Here is a 15,683-nt window from a genome sequence, read left to right as displayed (position 1 = left end):
CTAGAGTGTTGGCCTATAAACTAGGCCCCTGGGCTTTCCCATTGCGCCCTGTTCACCCCGTCCGAGTCCGGCATCACGGCGCACCAATCGCCCATCAATCTGTCCGCCAGCATGAGGGAGAAACCCTCACCCGTAACCTCAGAGAGCGTATCGGCACCACCGGGGTAGGCCCGATAGCGCAGCTCACCGGGCAGCAGTGGGGCTGCGAAGGCCGTGAAGTCGTCCTCCAATAGCTCATTCCGGGGTTGCAACGCCGGATCGCTTATCACGCAAACCAGTGAACGTGGCCGCATGAGCCGGGCCACCTCGGCTGCGTTCTCCCGACTTACGCGGAACCATCGGCACCCGGAGGTACCGTACGCCCAGCGCTCACACACTAAGGTGAGGCGTTCGGATATCTTCGCCACCGTCTCCCAAAAACTCTCGTCCGCGACGGCACCAACAGGATTCGAGATCGCGGTGGGCTCAGGAGCTGCGTCGCGCCACTGGAGAATCGCGTCCTGGGAACGGAGTCTCGCGAGATCGGCGGCCACCGCTCGCGTCAGGTAGAGGTGTACAGCCCCGTCCCATCCCGACTCGATCTGAAGCCGCTCCGGGATGGAAAGCTGGCAATACGGCCCGCGCCCCGCTGCCATTCCCTCGACAAGGTCAATCGCCTGCGGGAACTGGACCTCCGCGCCGTTGCGAAGGCCGCGGTGCCTGTCAGGAAGGGGGTCATTCACCAGTAGCTCGCCGACCTCTAGAAAGTCAATGCCGCTCTTCGCGATCACCGCAGTGAGCACCTGGCGCAGTGCTGCCGCATACGAACTCCAGGCATCTGCGTCTGCCAACTCCTCTCTCACTCGCTCACTGCGAGGGCTGATGATCAACTCCTTGCTCATTTCGCCAGCCATGTCAGCCCTCACAGCTCTCCATCAGGCCCGATGTCCAGTCCGCAGGTTCCATCTCGAGCTGAGTCCTTAGTCGGCTGGAAGGGATTTCGGAAATTCGCACCCTTGAAAACGGCATCCATGTTCTCCCAGATCGCTGTATTACCTGCGGACACCTGCTCGGTCTTCGTGTATCCCAAGTACTTTGGTCCGACAGGCGCTCGGCGCGGCAGATCGGACGTCCCCACCACGTTGCCTCGACCAGAACCCGCCGGGTGGTGACGGTGTAGCGGCCGCGCGTGAGAGTCGCCTTCGTCCACTGCCGATCGGCCAGCGTCAAGGTCAACGTCGTAAGGCCCGCCTGGATGGCGACACCCCAACGCCAGGCAAACCCGAGCACCGCGAGTCCGGTCACGTATCCGAGCAACAACACCCACGGCCACCGGGGCCGCTTCCGGAACGGGGAATGGCCGGTCCACAGGACCGTTTCGCCGGGTTCCAGCTCCTCTGGTCTTCGTCCTCCCATACTGAATGCATACCCCGTCGGCACTCCCCTGACTCGTGACTTCCTCGCCCCCCGCGAAGGAGTCGTCGCATAGGCTCAAGCAACGCCACCTTGCTCAGAATGCTTCCATGAGACGCGATAATTTGCACCTCAATATCGATGCAAAACGTATTTGTTTCCTTTTCCAGTCGAGGTTTCCGCAGTTTTCGAAGACGTCCAGGAGCCGCTGCGCTCTTGATCGACCAGTCGGCACGATCAGCATGACGCATCGCGGTCCAGGCTCGAGCGGCTGTCGTCCGCGAGCGGGGTTCCGGCTCAGTCACGATCACGGTGCCGCCCGACGCTTCTGCCTCGGGCGTGCCGGGATACTTCGGCCTTCCGGCCGCGGCCGGACGAGGCGCTGGTCAGGATCGAGGTCACGCAGCCGCGGCGGTGTGCGCCAGGCGGTGGCCGTCTCGGTTCAGCCCGCGTCCAGATACGCCGCCGCCACCTTCTTGGGTACGCACATCATCCAAGCGTTGACCACCAGCTCGGCGAGTTCGTCAGCGTCGAGTTCGCTCAGCACCGCATGGACCCAATTGAAGCGCAGGTCCGACTCACGGGGAAGTTGGAACTTGTGCGGCTCGGCAGCGACGAGCCCGGCACGATGCTCCTTCGGATACGCGAACCCCATCGTCGATTCGTCCGGTGACAACGCGAGGTAGACGAGCCGTCCGACGCGGAATTTCACCTGGTCTCGCACGACTCCTTCCTCGCTTCGCGGCAATGACGCGGTGAGCGCGCGGATGTCCTCGGCAGTGACCACTGTTCCTCCTCGCGAGCCCTTTGCGATCGAACCTTGCCGTTATCCGCGTCGTCTCATGACCGGCCGATCAACCGGTCGGCTGTCTGCCGCGGCATTGGCAACACTGAAGTATGGCAGTCGGCGACCATGTCCGGGTCTCCTTTTCCGGCAACGAAAAGCAACCGCCGGCTCCGGATGCCCCAGTCCCGGGTCAAGCCCGGGATAGGTCCATGGTCCAGTTCGTCTCCCAGGTCTCGCCGCCGTCGCGGGAGAACCGCTGCTCCCAGCGCGGAGTGTCCGTCGTGGTGCCGGACCAGACGAAGTGGACCCGGACCGGCGCGCCGTCGTGAACGTCGTCGCCGTAGAAGTCGCCGCGTCCGTGCCGGAAGACCCCCTCGACCGCCGGGAACAGCACGCCGGTGCGGGTGTCCGACCAGTAAATGCGCCACACTTTTTTTCTCCAGGTCGAACAGGCGCAGGGTGACGCCGCCGAACCCGTGCGTCGGGAAGGTCACCTCATCGATATTGCCGACTCCGTCGAGTACTCGAGGAGGGCAGCCAGTCGTCGATTGGCCACGTTCCAGGAGCCGAAGAGAAAGTCGAAGTCATGCATGCGCCCACTATCGAGGGAGCGATCGCGCCGGTCAAGGGCGATTCCGGGAACTTCGGACATACCCAACACGTTCCGCGCGGATGATTTCGCTCGCCAGCTCAGGCACTTGTCCGTGCCTCGGACCATCAACACCCGAATCGAGCAGTTGATCATGCACTGTCAACGTGAAATCCGCATTGCGCAAAGGGTTTTATGCGTTCTTCGCGTCCCGGCCGCGAGACGCGAGCAGCCGCGGTCATCGGGCGGAACTGCTGAATTCGTAGGCCCTCAGGGGGAAGTGGTTGGCGTCCCACATGGTTTCCAATGTGGACGCCGGGCGAAGCGGCGCGTCGCCGTGTTCGTCGAAGTAGTAGCTGTTCGCCGAGGAGCACTGGCCTTGGAAGAAAATCTGCTTGTCGCGTCGTCCGAGCATCGCTTGGAAGTACTCGGCGTTCGCTTCCTGGGTGACCTCGATCCGGGTCGCGTTGCGTTTTCTGGCTGCTTTGAGCAGGCGGATGATGTGTTGGCTCTGGGTTTCGATCAGGGTGAAGTAGGACGATCCGTTGTATCCGTAGGGGCCGAGAATCGAAAAGAAGTTGGGGAAGCCGGGCACGCTGACGCCGTGGTAGGCCTGGAAGCGGTTCTCGGTCCAGAACGTCTCCAGGTCGGTTCCGCCGGAGCCGCGCACCGGGTACGCCGGCATGTTGCCTTTCTCGAAGACCTTGAAGCCGGTGGCCAGGATCAGGACGTCGGCCTCGTGCGTGTGGCCGTCGGTCGTGCGCACGCCGGTCGGGGCGATCGCCTCGATGGAGGTTGTCTCGAGGCGGACGTTCGAGCGGTTGAACGTCTTGAGGTAGCTGTTGGAGAAGCTGGGACGCTTGCACCCCAGGGAGTACGCGGGGGTGAGCTTTCGGCGCACCTCCGGATCCTTGACCGAGCGCTTGAGGTGGAGGCGGCCGAGTTTTTCCCCGAAGCTGGCCGTCGGGACATAGCCGTGAAAGTGCGCGGCGAGCGGGAACGTGACTTCCACATAGGACTGGCTGATCAGCCTGGCGACGGCCTTGCTGCCCGGGACGAGTCCGAGTGCGGTCCGGAGCGGTCCGGCGATGCTGGCGTCGGGCTTGGGCAGGCACCAGATCGGGGTGCGCTGGAAAACCGCGAGGTGCTCGACGTCCGGCGCGATGGACGGGATGATCTGCACCGCCGAGGCGCCGGTGCCGATGATCGCGACGCGTTTGCCTGTCAGATCCGCGCCGTGGTCCCAGCGGGCGGTGTGCATGAGCGTGCCCGCGAAGTCGTCGACGCCGGGGATGTCGGGCTTCTTGGGTTTCGTGAGCACGCCAGTGGCATTGACGACGTACCGGGCGGTGAGGGTTTCGCCGTCGCCGAGCCGGACGCGCCACAGCGAGGTCGCGTCGTCGTACTCGGCTCCGGCGACTGTCGTGCGCAGGCGGCTGCGGCGGCGGATGTCGTACTTGTCGACGCAGTGCTCGGCGTAGGCCTTCAGTTCGGCGCCGGGTGCGTAGACGCGGGACCAGCCGGAGAGCTGCTCGAACGAAAACTGGTAGGAGAACGACGGGATGTCGACGCCGACCCCGGGGTAGGTGTTCCAGTGCCAGGCGCCGCCGAAGCCGTCGCCCTCCTCGAGGACGAGGTAGTCGCCGAACCCGGCGCGGTCGAGCAAGATGGCGGCGCCGATGCCGGACAGTCCGCCCCCGACGATGAGCACCTCGTGGTCGGGACGGATGTTCATGCGGACTCCTTGCTGGCCTGGATCCGCGCGGCGGCGAATCGGGAGGTGGCGCCGACGACGACGGTGTCGACGCGGTACTCGACGCCGTCCGCGGCGCGGACGCCCTGGTCGACGATCGCGTACGCCGGCCAGTGCACCAGCCGGGTCCGCGGGTCCTGCAACGCCGCGTAGTAGCTCGGGCTCACCTGGGTGCGGCCGGAGTCGTAAGCGCGGTGCGGGGTGAGCTGGCGCCGGGTCCAGGTATCGCGGACCGCCAGCCGCAGCCAAGTCTTCGCCGCGACCCGGCGCAGTGGCTGGGGCACGCCGACGGGCGTGACCCAAGCGGGACTTTCCTCGAACACGACGACCGAGGAAGCCGTGCGGAGCAACTCCGGCAGAATCGACGCGGCCTCGGCGCCGGTGGCCAGCAGCGCCACCCGTTCGCCGCTGTAGGAATGCTCGAACCAGTCGGTTCCGGTCAAGAGACGGGCCATCAGGCGACCGCCTCGGGAGACAGGCCCTTGACCCAGGACTGGGGCTTGCCCAAGAGCCTTGCCGGCAGCTTCCCGGTGAGCTTGACCATCGGGTCGGCCAGGAGCCGGTGGTAGGGGTGCTCGCGGTCGGTGATCATCCCCGCCAGCACGCGGAAGATGTGGTACGTCGGCACGTACCGGGTGTGCTCGCCCCGTCCGCCGATCTTCGCGAACCGGCGGACCGCGTTCATCAGCTTGCGCTCGTCCAGGCCCATTCCCACCACGTTGTCGCGGATCTTGTTGATCAGCGGCACGAACACCACGATCAGCCCGACGAGCACGCGCGGGTCCAGGAGCCCGACTCCCTTGACGAGGTTCTCGACCGGGCCGCGGGCTCCGATCAGGTCGAGGACCTCGAAGTCGGTGGTGATGTGCCGCGCCTCGTCGGAGTTGATGTGCCGGAAAACCTCGTGGCACACCGGGTCCTTGACTTCGTCGGTGAGGAACTTGACGAGCGCTCCGTCGAGCGCGACCTCGAGCATCGGGATCAGCGCCGCCAGACCGGTCAGCGGGAGCTGGTCGCCGTAGGTGTCGAGGACCTTGATCGCGAGCTTGACGTTGACGTTCGGCTCAGGGACGCGGCCGTCCTCGAGCATGCCCCAGCGGCGCATGAGGGCGAGTTCCGCGTTGGCGTGCTTCTGCTCCTCGGCGTGGAAGTAGCGGTAGATCTCGCGGATGGCGGGCGTGGGCGCCTTCTTCGCCAACGCGGCGAAGCCACGCGCGCCGATGTGCTCGATCCAGACCAGATCGGCCATGAACGGCTTCATCCTAGCCCGCGTCTCGTCCGACATCGTCTCCGCGCCCGGCGCGTCCCAGTCGATGTCGGCCAGCGACCACTGCTTCTCGATGATCTTCGCCAGCATGGCGTCGAAGTCATAGGTCACAGGTCTGCTCCTTCGGGATCCGCTTCGGTGCTGAACGGCGCTACTCGCGCGAGCAAGCCGCCGATCCGTGCGTGCGCGGCCGGGGTGAGGCGCTTGCTGAGCCAGATCGCGCGGGCGTCGAGCTGGGGAACGACGTACAACCGGCCCTTGTCGTGCCCGTCGAGCGTCATCCGGGCGACCTTCTCCGGCGACATCCCGACCACATCGGCGATGCGGGCCGCGGCGCCCGATGCCGCGCGGTCGATCAGCTCGCCGCTGAAGATGTTCGTCCGCACGAACGTCGGGCAGAGCACCGTCACCCGCACCCCGGTGCCGGCGAGCTCGGCGGCGAGGGTCTCCGACAGGCTCATCACGCCCGCCTTGCTCACGTTGTACGCCGCCATCCTCGGCCCAGCCGCGAACCCCGCGGCCGATGCCACGTTGATGACACCGCCGCGGCCCGCGTTTTTCATCGCGGGCAGGAAGTGGTGACACCCGTGGATGACGCCCCACAGGTTGATCCGCAGCGTGCGTTCCCACTCTTCGAGCGGCGTGTGTCCGACGGTGTGGCCCCCGGCTCCGATGCCCGCGTTGTTGATGAGCAGCGTCGGGGCGCCGTCGAACCACTCGATGCAGCGGTCCTGCAGACCCGCGACCTCCTCGGAGCCGGCGACATCGCACCGTACGGCGAGGCCGATGCTCCCGGCTGCTTCGACGAGAGCAACCGTTTCCTTGGCGCTGGCCTCGTCGATGTCGGAGCAGACGACCCGGGCGCCGCGCTTTGCCAGCTCGATCGCGAACGCGCGCCCGATGCCGCTGCCTGCTCCCGTGACGACGGCTGAAGCGCCCTTCGTCACGGGCCTGGTGAATCCGATCATGCCGTAGCCACCTCCGCGGGGACTGACCGCGCCGAACCGCGCGGCAGATGGGTGTCGATGAAGTCCGCGATCGCGGCCAGTCCGGCCTCGCTCTCCGGCAGCACGGCGGTCATCGCCTGGAAAACGTGCATCAGCCCCGGCCAGATCCGGTGGTCCACGGTGAAGCCCGCCGCTTCGATCCGGCGAGCCAGCTCGGTGGCGTCGGCGGCGAGCATTTCCCGGGAACCGGCGTGCACCAGCACCGGCGGGAAATGCTCGAGGTCGTCGAAGGCCACGCGCAGCGCATCGCTGCGGAGGGCCTCCTCGTCGGCGTACCGGCGCAGGACGCGTCGCGCGACCGCGGCGGCGGCGAACGGGTCGCGCTCGATCCGGTCGCGGACCATGCCGCGGGCGAGGTCGAGCTCAACGACGGGCGAGAGGGCGACGAGCGCGGCGGGGAACGGCCTGCGCGCGCGGACGAGTTCGAGCACCAGCAGCAGGGCCAGATGACCGCCCGCGGAATCGCCGGCGACCACGATGCCGGCGGGGTCGTGGCCCTGCGCGACGAGCCAGTCCCAGGCGGCGCGCACGTCGTCCGACGCGGCGGGATAGGCGTGGGACGGCGCGAGGCGGTAGTCGACCGAGAAGACCGGGAGACCGGTGCGTTCGGCGATTTGCGAGGTGAGGCCGCGGTGGGTGCGGCTGGAGCACACGACGTACCCGCTCCCGTGGATGTACAGCACGACGCCGTCCGAGCGGTCCGCGGCAGGCGTGCGCACCCACTCGCCGCGCACGACCGGGCCCGCGCCCTCCTCGACCCGCTCGAACGTCGCACCCCGCACCGGACGGGATCCGAACCGGAGCCCCGCGGCGATGAGCGACCGGCTCACGAGCGTGCCGGCCCGTCCGTTCGGGATGAGCCGGGTCAGCGGCCGCCAGGTCGCGCCGAGCAACCCCATCGCCGCGCGGCTGCGCAGCGAGAGTCCCGGGGCCGGGTAATTCTGAAGGCGCATGCCCTCAGATTGGAGGTTCGCGCCTTCGGCTGTCAAGATCGGGCCATGGCGCGAGTCGAGAAGGGACGGCCCTACGGCGGGAAATCAGCTGACGAGCGGCGCGCGGAGCGCCGGGCCGCACTGCTGCTCGCCGGACGCGAACTGTGGTGCGAGAGCGGCTGGGCTTCGGTGACGATGCGCGGTGTCTGCACCCGCGCCGGCCTCACCGACCGGTACTTCTACGAGTCGTTCACCGGCCGGGACGCACTGCTCGTGGCGGTCGCCGAGAGCGTGCGCGACGAAATCCTGGCTCTCATTCTCGAGGCGGTCCTGCCGCGTCGCGACGCACCGCTGCGCGTACAGCTTCGAGCCGCCCTCGAGGTCGTGGTCAGCCAGATCGCCGACAACTTCGGCACCACCCAGATCTTCTTCGGCGAGCACGGCGGCAGCGACGTCCTCGAGTCGATGCGGCGCGACACCGTGCACGCCGTCGTCGACATGTTCATGACGTACGCCGAACCGAAACTCGCCCCGGGCGCGTCCGCCGCCGAATTCCGGGTGGCACTGCTGGTAGGCATCGGCGGCTTCGTCGAAGCGGCGACGGCGTGGCGCTCCAAAGCCGTGCCGATGACCGCGCCGGAACTGATCGACACACTGATGCGGATGGCCGAACGCCTCGCGGTCGGGTTCGTGGATTTGTCCTGAGGGGCGACCGCGCGGCGCCTCAACGGTGCTCGATACGCCCGAGTTTCGCGTGGCCCAGGATCGGGTAGCCGGGCAATCCGATCGCCACAACGCCTTTCTTCGGCAGGCCCCCTACCCACAGGACCCCGGTCGCCCGCACCGTCGCGACGACAGGCGAATCGCCGATGGACACCGTGCGGGATCCTTCCGGTGAGGTGACCCGGCAGGTGAGTTTCCGGCGACTGCCGCCGTTTCTCAGCGAGTCGGGGACGATCCGCAGTGGCGTCCAGTGGGTTGCCCGAACTGCCCGCGGTGCGCGGATCAGCCACTGGTGCAGGGATGTCGCTGACGTCCAGACCAGAGCGCCGGCCAGATAAAGCCCGAGAAACGTGGCGAGCCCGAGGAGTTCGTCGGATTGCCGGTAGGTGTGCAGCAGCAGGGGCGCGTAGGTGGCGACCAGCCAGGCCGCCAATGCGAGCTTCGTGATGGCGGCCGCGATTCTCCGGGGCCGGTAGAGCCGGATGATGAGGCCGAGTTGCTCGTTGTGCGTCGGAGGCGGCACCGGAGCCGACACCGGATGCGCCGAGCTCGGCAGTTCGCGGGCGCGCAGGACGGCCGTGCTCACGGTGCCTGGGACCACGAGCCCTGCCCGGCCCGAAGGTTCGGGGCCTACCACCCAGACATAGCCCCTGCTGTTGATCAAACCGTTGACCACTGGCGGGCCGATGCGGAACCACTGGTCGTCGGCCAGCCTCAGGTACAGCGCGCGCTTCGTGGCCCGGAGCATGCTGCCGTCCACGGGCACTTTGCGAAACGGCAGGTCGAGCAATCGCTCCCGCGCTTTGTGCGGGGCACGGAAGGCGGCCCGGACGAGCAGCCAGAGCCTGGCAGCCACCAAAGCAGTCGCGACGGCGGGAAGTGCGAGGTAGATCTTCGACCGGGCGAACACGATCAGCGCCACGCCCGCCGCTACGAGGGCGAACAGGAGCACGGCGCGTCTGCGCAATTTGCCCCGGTTCCAGCGCAGGCTCGGCGCGAACGATCGGTCCTGACCCGCCGGCCGACCCTCCTCCGGCTCGAGGACTACGACGCGGTCCGCGGGCGGCGTGTCGGCATCGGGGACTGCGCTCATCGGCGAATCCGTCCTGACCAGGCGGCTCCTGATCGGACCCGGGTGAGCAAGAGATTAGTACGCGAGCCTCCAAGCGTCGCCAGCCCTCGCGATCCGCGGCGGCCGCTAACGATCGCCCGGGAAGCGTGTGGCACAACTGCGCATCCCCGCAATTCGCCCCTAAAACACTTTGCCCGTAAGTCTAGTATTCAGGTATGCCTATTTTCAGCAGGTTCAGCGCTCTCCCCGCCGCGGTCACAGTTCTCACGGGAACAACGGCCCTGCAGATGACACTTGTCGCAGTCGGCAACATCACGGACTTCGGCACCAATCAAGATTTCGTCCGCCATGTTCTGGCGATGGACACTACATTTCAGTCGCCCAACATGATGTGGCGCGCCATAACCAGCCCCGGACTTGCCGATGCCGCCTACCTCGCCATCATCACGTGGGAGGTTCTCACCGCGCTGGTGCTCATTTGCGGATTTATCGGCTGTATACGAAACCACATATCCGGGCACGCTCCGTCGACGGCCTACAAGCTGTCCGGCCTGGGCTGGGTAATGCAGTTGATGCTTTTCGGGATCGGTTTCCTGGCAATAGGCGGAGAGTGGTTTCAGATGTGGCAATCGAGCAAATGGAACGGTCTCCAGGCAGCCCTTCCGCACATCATCATCGCCTCGTTCGGTCTCGTGCTCGCTCACCTCGCCGCGAAAGATTCACCGCAGCGCTAGGACGCAAGCGAGTCGAAGCATCCGGTCCGTGGTCACCGGATGCGCAGGCCGTCGAAGAGGATCGACACGATTTGCCGCGCCTCGTCCTGCCATCCGTCGGCGACCTGCAACGCGCAGATGCCGCCGAGTGCGTGCAGGAGGGTGGTGCCGGTGATGTCGTCCCGCACGAGACCCGCCGAGGCACCCGCGGCGAGCAGCCGGGCGAGGGCGTCCGACATCTGGGTGCGGGCCTCGCCGAATACCGGCGAGTTCGTCGTCATGATGTGTTGCAGGGCCACCGCCATCCCCTTGCCCACGGCCGCGTGGTCGACCAGCAGCATCAGGAAATGCCGCAGCGCCTCGTCCGGGGACCGCGTCTCCAGCAGCGCGGCCGGTGCGTCGCACAGCTCGTCGACTTCCTTGCGGTAGACAGCTTCGATCAGGGCTTCGCGCGTCTCGAAGTGACGGTAGAGCGTCCCGATCGCGACGCCCGCGTTGCGAGCGATGTCCTCGACATGCGCATCAGCGTCTCCCGCGAGGAAGGCTTGCCGAGCTGCGGCCAGCAGCGCTTCGCGGTTGCGCCGGGCATCAGCGCGCAGCGGACGGGACGACGGCACCAGAACCTCCATAAGGTGAGTCCGACTCCGCTTGTGTACTGTTAACGGAGTCAGACTCACCTTACTGAAGCGAGGCCTGGATGAAGCCGCCAGGAGAAGAACTACCGGGGCTGCGGGTCCTAGTGACCGGCGGCAGCCGCGGCATCGGCGAAGCGACCGTCCGCCGGTTCGCGGCTGCCGGGGCGACCGTGCTGGCTGCCTCCCGCACCGCCCCCGCGGACGATCTGCCTGCCACGTTCATCGCCGCTGACCTGTCGAGCGCGGAAGGTGCCGCCGAGCTCGGACGGCGCGTCACCGAAGCCGTCGGAGGAGTGGATGTCCTGGTCAACAACGCCGCCGCGGCCAGCTCCGCGGCTCCGACGCTGAGCCGCACCGACGAATCCTGGTTGGCGGACCTGGACATGAACCTCCTCAGCGCCGTCCGTCTCGACCGCGCTCTCGTGCCCGGCATGGTGGAGCGCGGGTCCGGCGTAGTCGTGCACGTTTCGTCGATCGCGAGCCGGCTGCCGCAGCGCACCGAAGCGTCCTACGCCGCCGCCAAAGCAGCGCTCAACGCCTACAGCCGCGAATTGGCGACCGAGGTCGGTCCGCAGGGGGTGCGGGTCGTGTGCGTGCTTCCGGGTTTCGTGGTCACCGACGGCGCGCTCGCCCATCTGCAGCGCATCGCCGATCAGCGCGGCGTCGGCCTCGACCAGGTGAAACAGCAGATCGTCGATCACCTCGACATCCCGATGGGACGGCCGGGAGAACCGGAGGACGTCGCGGAGATGATCGCGTTCCTCGCCTCGGACCGGGCCGGCTGGCTCACCGGGGCGCAATTCCGGGTCGACGGCGGGATCATCCCCGCCCTCTGACGAGAGGCAACCCATGCGCACCACCCTTCTTTCCCTGGTGATCGACGCCGCCGACATCGACGCCGAAAGCGCGTTCTGGCAACGGGTGCTGGGCGCCTCGGTCACGAAGACCGCGAGCCACCACTTCCTCCAGGCCGACGGATTCCCCGCGCTGGTGGTGCAGGCCGTGCCCGGCCACGTGCCGCCGACCTGGCCGGACGGAAACGACCAGCAGCTGCACTTCGACCTGCGCACCGACGACCCGGCTGAAACGCACCGGCTGGTCCTGGCGGCAGGCGGACGGTGCCTGGAGCCCGGTCAGCGGTCCGGCGTCCGGGTCTACGCGAGCCCCGCGGGACATCCCTTCTGCGTTCGGCCGGCCTGACCGCCGAATGCGGGCAGCTCAGTTGTCCGCGCGCGGCACCATGCCGAACCGCTTCATCAAGAAGGCGAGCCAGTGCGTCGTGTGGGCGACGCCTTCGGACCGGCTCGTGGCGGTTCCGTGCCCGACGTTTTCCCACACCCGCAACAGGATCGGCGCGACAGCCCCCGCTGCGGCTTGCGTCCGGGCGATGAACTTGCGGGTCGGACCCGGCGGGCACGCGACGTCGGCGCCCCCGGCGTGCACGTAGAGGGCGGGGTACGCGACATCGGGCCGGACAAGTTGGTACGGCGACATCAGGGCTAGCCGGGCGATGTCTTCCGGGTCAGCCAGGTCGCCGAATTCGGCGGTGACGGCGAACCGGCCGTACGGGTGCCGGTGGCATCCGATGAGGTCGGCGACCGGGCATTGGGCCACCACAGCCGCCCACAGCTCCGGCCGTTGCGTGAACGCGGTCGCGGCCATGACTCCGCCGTTGCTCCAGCCGGTCACCGCGAGCTGGTCCGGAGAGGTAACGCCGCTGGCGACAAGGTGTTCGGCGATGGCGTAGAGGTCGTCGTAGCTGTTCTGCTTGTTCTTGACCCGCCCGGCGTCGGCCCAGTCGGATCCGAGATCGCTGCCACCGCGCTGGTGGGAGATCACCAGGGCGCCGCCGGCCTCGACGAAGGCCGCCACCGGGCCCGGGAACTGCGCTGGCCACGAGACGCGGCCGCCGCCGTACGCGGTGATGAGAGTCGGCAAGGTTCCGTCCGCGCCGTCCGGGAGGACGAGGTGGTACGGCACGCGGGTGCCGTCCTGGGACTCGGCCCAGCGGAGGGAGACGGTCGCGCCCGCGAGGCGCACGCGCGGCGGGCACAGCGTCTCGACCTGGGGCGAGCCCAGGCGGTAGCGGTAGAGGCCGGGCGAGGAAACGGGAGTGGAGAACAGGAACACGAACTCGTCCGGATGGCCGTCGGGAGCCAAGCCGGCTGTCGGCAGGACCTCCAGCGGCAGCGCGCCCCGGCCGGGAAGCGGGATTTCCTCCAGCTCCCGTCCGTCGCGGTCGAAAACCCAGGCGCGCGCCTCGGCGTCGACCGACCCGGTCACCACCAGGCGGTCGCCGACCAGCCTGAGGTGGCTGAGCACGCGACCGGATTCCGGGACCAGTTCCGTCCAGGTCGCCGGATCGGCCGGAACGGCGGCGTCGAACGGGATCGCGACGATCCTCCCCCGCGGTGCTCCGTGGTTCGTGACAGCGACATACCGGTCGCCGTCGATGACGCCTGCGACCGACGAGTCGAGCCCTCGGACGAACGGCCGCCACGTCCGTTGCGGCAATTCGCAGACATACTCCGGAAGCGGCCACACGGCGGTCACCACGGCGCGCTTGCCGTCCGCGGACACCTGCACTGTCGGCGCGTGCACGACATCGACCGGTTCGGGTTCGCTGGCCGGTTCGCCGCCGACTGCGTGGAAATAGGCCCGGAAGGCGAACGCCTCGGAAGTCAGGTCGCCTGCCGTGTAGAAGAATCCCGAGCTGTCCGGCAGCCACTGCGGGACGACCGTCGGCCCCATCGTCGGCTGCGGGATCCGGTCCGGCAGCCGTTCGCCGGTTTCCGTGTCCAGCAACCAGATCTCGGCGAGTTCCGAGCCGCCCTCGCACACGCCCAGCGCGGCGATCCGGCCGTCCGGGGAGGGCACGAACCACGAGATCTGCCGGGTTCCGTCGGCATTGGGGTCATACAGCACCCGGCCGGGGCCGTCCGGGAGGTCGGATACGACGAGCACCGCACGGTCGGGGTAGTCGGGCCCGGGGCCGCGGTCGAGGCGGAACCAGCGGCCGCCGGCGAAACGCGGGGCCGGCTCCACCATCCAGTTGGCCGAGCCGGTGCCGTCCGCGACGCAGCGGTCGACCGAGGCGCGGAGCGCGGCCAGATGGGGCCAGTCTTCGACGAACGCGTCGGTGAGCGAGTTCTGCGCCTGCTGCCACGCTTCGCTTTCCTCGCCGTCGTCTTCCAGCCAGCGGTAGGGATCGGGGAAGCTGTGGCCCGCGACCGTGTCCTGCGCGTCGACAGTCCGCGCCACCGGGTAGTCCAGCTGTTCGTCGGCCATCGCTCGATCCTTCCGCCTAGCCGGTGTCCGTTGTGGACGGATCCACTGTGCCCCGCCGCCGCCCGGATTCCGAACGACAGGTGGCGCGCAAGCAGCTCGATCGCCGCGACACATGTCGATCGCGGAACGGGGTTCTCCCGCGCCAGAATCGGCGGCACTGAGCACCTGAACTGCGGAGAGGCCACGATGAATGCGGATGCCGTTGTCGTCGGAGCGGGGGTGATCGGGTCGGCGGTCGCGCTGGAGCTGGCCCGGGCCGGGCGCCGGGTGGTGGTGGTCGACCGGGCCGCGGCGGCGGGCCAAGGCTCGACCAGCGCGTCCAGTGCCGTGATCCGGTACAACTTCTCCACCCTGGCCGGCGTGACGACGGCCTGGGAATCGCACTTCTGCTGGTCGTCCTGGGCCGATCACCTCGGCCACGACGTCGGCGACCTGGCCCGGTTCACCCGCAGCGGCATGGTCATGCTCGACGTGGACGCCGCTCCGCGCGCGGGTTGGCTGCCGCTGTTCGACGAGGTCGGCGTTCCGTACGAGGAGTGGGACAGCTCGACGCTGTCGCGGCGGTTGCCCGGGATCGACAACGGTCGCTACTGGCCGCCGAAGCGCATCGAAGACGACCAGTTCTGGTCCGACGCGGCCACGACGCTCGGCGCGGTCTACACCCCGGACGCTGGTTACGTCAGCGATCCGCAGCTGGCCGCGCAGAACCTGGCAGCGGCCGCGGCGAAGGAGGGCGCGGAGTTCCGGTTCCGCGCGACGGTCGCCGGGGTGGAATCGGAAAATGACCGGGTCGGCGCGGTCGTGCTGGCGGACGGAACGCGGATCGCAGCCCCGGTGGTGGTGAACGCGGCGGGGCCCTGGTCGGGCAAGCTCAACCGGATGGCCGGGGTCGGGTCGGATTTCGCCGTCTCGGTGCGGCCGATGCGCCAGGAGGTCGCCCACGTGCTCGCCCCCGAGGGCTATCACCCGAGCGGCGGAGTCGGGCCGTCGGTCGCGGACATGGATCTGGGCACGTACTTCCGCGGCGAAGTCGGCGGCGGGCTGCTCGTCGGCGGGACCGAGCCGGAATGCGATCCGTTCCAGTGGCTCGACGATCCCGACGACGCCGATCCGAACCCGACGATGGCCGTGTTCGAAGCGCAGGTGACGCGCGCGGCCCGCCGGTTGCCGGCGCTGCGCGTGCCGAACCGGGCGCGCGGAGTGGTCGGCGTCTACGACGTGGCCGACGACTGGACGCCGATCTACGACCGGACCGAGCTGCCCGGGTTCTACGTCGCGATCGGCACGAGCGGGAACCAGTTCAAGAACGCGCCGGTCGTCGGCCGCCTGATGAGCACCCTGATCGAGCAGGTCGAAGCCGGAGCCGACCACGACGCACACCCAGTCCAGTACACCGGTGCACACACCGGCCTGCCCATCGACCTCGGCGCGTTCTCCCGTAAGCGGAAACACCACCAGAACAGCTCCGGAACCGTGCTCGGCTGACCGCGCTCCTCTGTGGACGGTGGTAGCGTCGGTGCTCGGC

General features: G+C 68.1%; 16 protein-coding genes. 5 read left to right on the top strand and 11 right to left on the bottom strand.

The window, feature by feature from the left end; genetic code table 11:
- Positions 1 to 20: 20 nt before the first annotated feature.
- From WA670_RS28485 to WA670_RS28450, 8 genes are all read right to left on the bottom strand, one after another.
- On the bottom strand, positions 21 to 881 hold the full coding sequence (locus tag WA670_RS28485; RefSeq protein WP_134733854.1) for a hypothetical protein: 861 nt from the start codon (positions 879 to 881) through the stop codon (positions 21 to 23).
- 953 nt (positions 882 to 1,834) lie between these two features.
- Positions 1,835 to 2,179, bottom strand: a complete 345-nt coding sequence (locus WA670_RS28480; RefSeq protein ID WP_336159367.1) for an MmcQ/YjbR family DNA-binding protein — start codon at positions 2,177 to 2,179, stop codon at positions 1,835 to 1,837.
- Positions 2,180 to 2,369: 190 nt separating this feature from the next.
- Positions 2,370 to 2,609 (bottom strand): hypothetical protein, encoded by a 240-nt coding sequence (locus WA670_RS28475; protein ID WP_336159366.1) that lies wholly within the window; start codon positions 2,607 to 2,609, stop codon positions 2,370 to 2,372.
- Positions 2,610 to 3,006: 397 nt separating this feature from the next.
- Entirely contained in the window at positions 3,007 to 4,503 is a 1,497-nt protein-coding gene (locus WA670_RS28470) for a flavin-containing monooxygenase (RefSeq protein ID WP_037819996.1), read from the bottom strand.
- On the bottom strand, positions 4,500 to 4,976 hold the full coding sequence (locus WA670_RS28465) for a hypothetical protein (RefSeq protein WP_051729781.1): 477 nt from the start codon (positions 4,974 to 4,976) through the stop codon (positions 4,500 to 4,502). Before WA670_RS28465 ends, WA670_RS28470 begins: the two co-directional genes overlap by 4 nt.
- On the bottom strand, positions 4,976 to 5,899 hold the full coding sequence (locus WA670_RS28460) for a reductase (RefSeq protein ID WP_037819998.1): 924 nt from the start codon (positions 5,897 to 5,899) through the stop codon (positions 4,976 to 4,978). The genes WA670_RS28465 and WA670_RS28460 overlap by 1 nt, the downstream gene beginning before the upstream one ends.
- A complete protein-coding gene (locus tag WA670_RS28455; RefSeq protein ID WP_037819999.1) occupies positions 5,896 to 6,756 on the bottom strand; it encodes an SDR family NAD(P)-dependent oxidoreductase in 861 nt (286 codons plus the stop codon). Before WA670_RS28455 ends, WA670_RS28460 begins: the two co-directional genes overlap by 4 nt.
- Positions 6,753 to 7,748, bottom strand: coding sequence for an alpha/beta hydrolase (locus tag WA670_RS28450; protein WP_051729782.1), 996 nt, complete (start codon positions 7,746 to 7,748; stop codon positions 6,753 to 6,755). Before WA670_RS28450 ends, WA670_RS28455 begins: the two co-directional genes overlap by 4 nt.
- 45 nt (positions 7,749 to 7,793) lie before the next feature.
- On the opposite strand from WA670_RS28450, the gene WA670_RS28445 reads away from it, so the two are divergent.
- On the top strand, positions 7,794 to 8,432 hold the full coding sequence (locus tag WA670_RS28445; RefSeq protein WP_037820002.1) for a TetR/AcrR family transcriptional regulator: 639 nt from the start codon (positions 7,794 to 7,796) through the stop codon (positions 8,430 to 8,432).
- Between the two features lie 19 nt (positions 8,433 to 8,451).
- Here the strand turns inward: WA670_RS28445 and WA670_RS28440 are convergent, their stop codons facing one another.
- Entirely contained in the window at positions 8,452 to 9,543 is a 1,092-nt protein-coding gene (locus WA670_RS28440; protein WP_037820005.1) for a hypothetical protein, read from the bottom strand.
- Between the two features lie 194 nt (positions 9,544 to 9,737).
- Between WA670_RS28440 and WA670_RS28435 the strand changes: the two genes are divergently transcribed.
- Positions 9,738 to 10,256: a DUF2165 domain-containing protein gene (locus WA670_RS28435; protein WP_336159365.1), complete on the top strand. Its 519-nt coding sequence runs from the start codon at positions 9,738 to 9,740 to the stop codon at positions 10,254 to 10,256.
- 32 nt (positions 10,257 to 10,288) lie between these two features.
- Here WA670_RS28435 and WA670_RS28430 read toward each other — a convergent pair whose 3' ends face one another.
- A complete protein-coding gene (locus WA670_RS28430; protein ID WP_037820054.1) occupies positions 10,289 to 10,852 on the bottom strand; it encodes a TetR/AcrR family transcriptional regulator in 564 nt (187 codons plus the stop codon).
- A gap of 80 nt (positions 10,853 to 10,932) precedes the next feature.
- On the opposite strand from WA670_RS28430, the gene WA670_RS28425 reads away from it, so the two are divergent.
- Entirely contained in the window at positions 10,933 to 11,706 is a 774-nt protein-coding gene (locus WA670_RS28425) for an oxidoreductase (RefSeq protein WP_238604790.1), read from the top strand.
- 13 nt (positions 11,707 to 11,719) lie between these two features.
- Complete coding sequence (locus tag WA670_RS28420) at positions 11,720 to 12,070, top strand: VOC family protein (protein WP_037820013.1); 351 nt, start codon at positions 11,720 to 11,722, stop codon at positions 12,068 to 12,070.
- An 18-nt stretch (positions 12,071 to 12,088) separates the two neighbouring features.
- On the opposite strand, the gene WA670_RS28415 is transcribed toward WA670_RS28420, so the two are convergent.
- Positions 12,089 to 14,158 (bottom strand): prolyl oligopeptidase family serine peptidase, encoded by a 2,070-nt coding sequence (locus WA670_RS28415; RefSeq protein WP_336159364.1) that lies wholly within the window; start codon positions 14,156 to 14,158, stop codon positions 12,089 to 12,091.
- A gap of 186 nt (positions 14,159 to 14,344) precedes the next feature.
- Here WA670_RS28415 and WA670_RS28410 point away from each other — a divergent pair, with 186 nt between their 5' ends.
- On the top strand, positions 14,345 to 15,643 hold the full coding sequence (locus WA670_RS28410; RefSeq protein WP_336159363.1) for an NAD(P)/FAD-dependent oxidoreductase: 1,299 nt from the start codon (positions 14,345 to 14,347) through the stop codon (positions 15,641 to 15,643).
- Positions 15,644 to 15,683 lie beyond the last annotated feature (40 nt).

The organism is Amycolatopsis sp. VC5-11, from assembly GCF_037034185.1.
Taxonomy (GTDB): domain Bacteria; phylum Actinomycetota; class Actinomycetes; order Mycobacteriales; family Pseudonocardiaceae; genus Amycolatopsis; species Amycolatopsis nivea.
The sequence above is the reverse complement of the archived record's forward strand: the minus strand, read 5'-3'. Positions and strand labels throughout refer to the sequence as shown.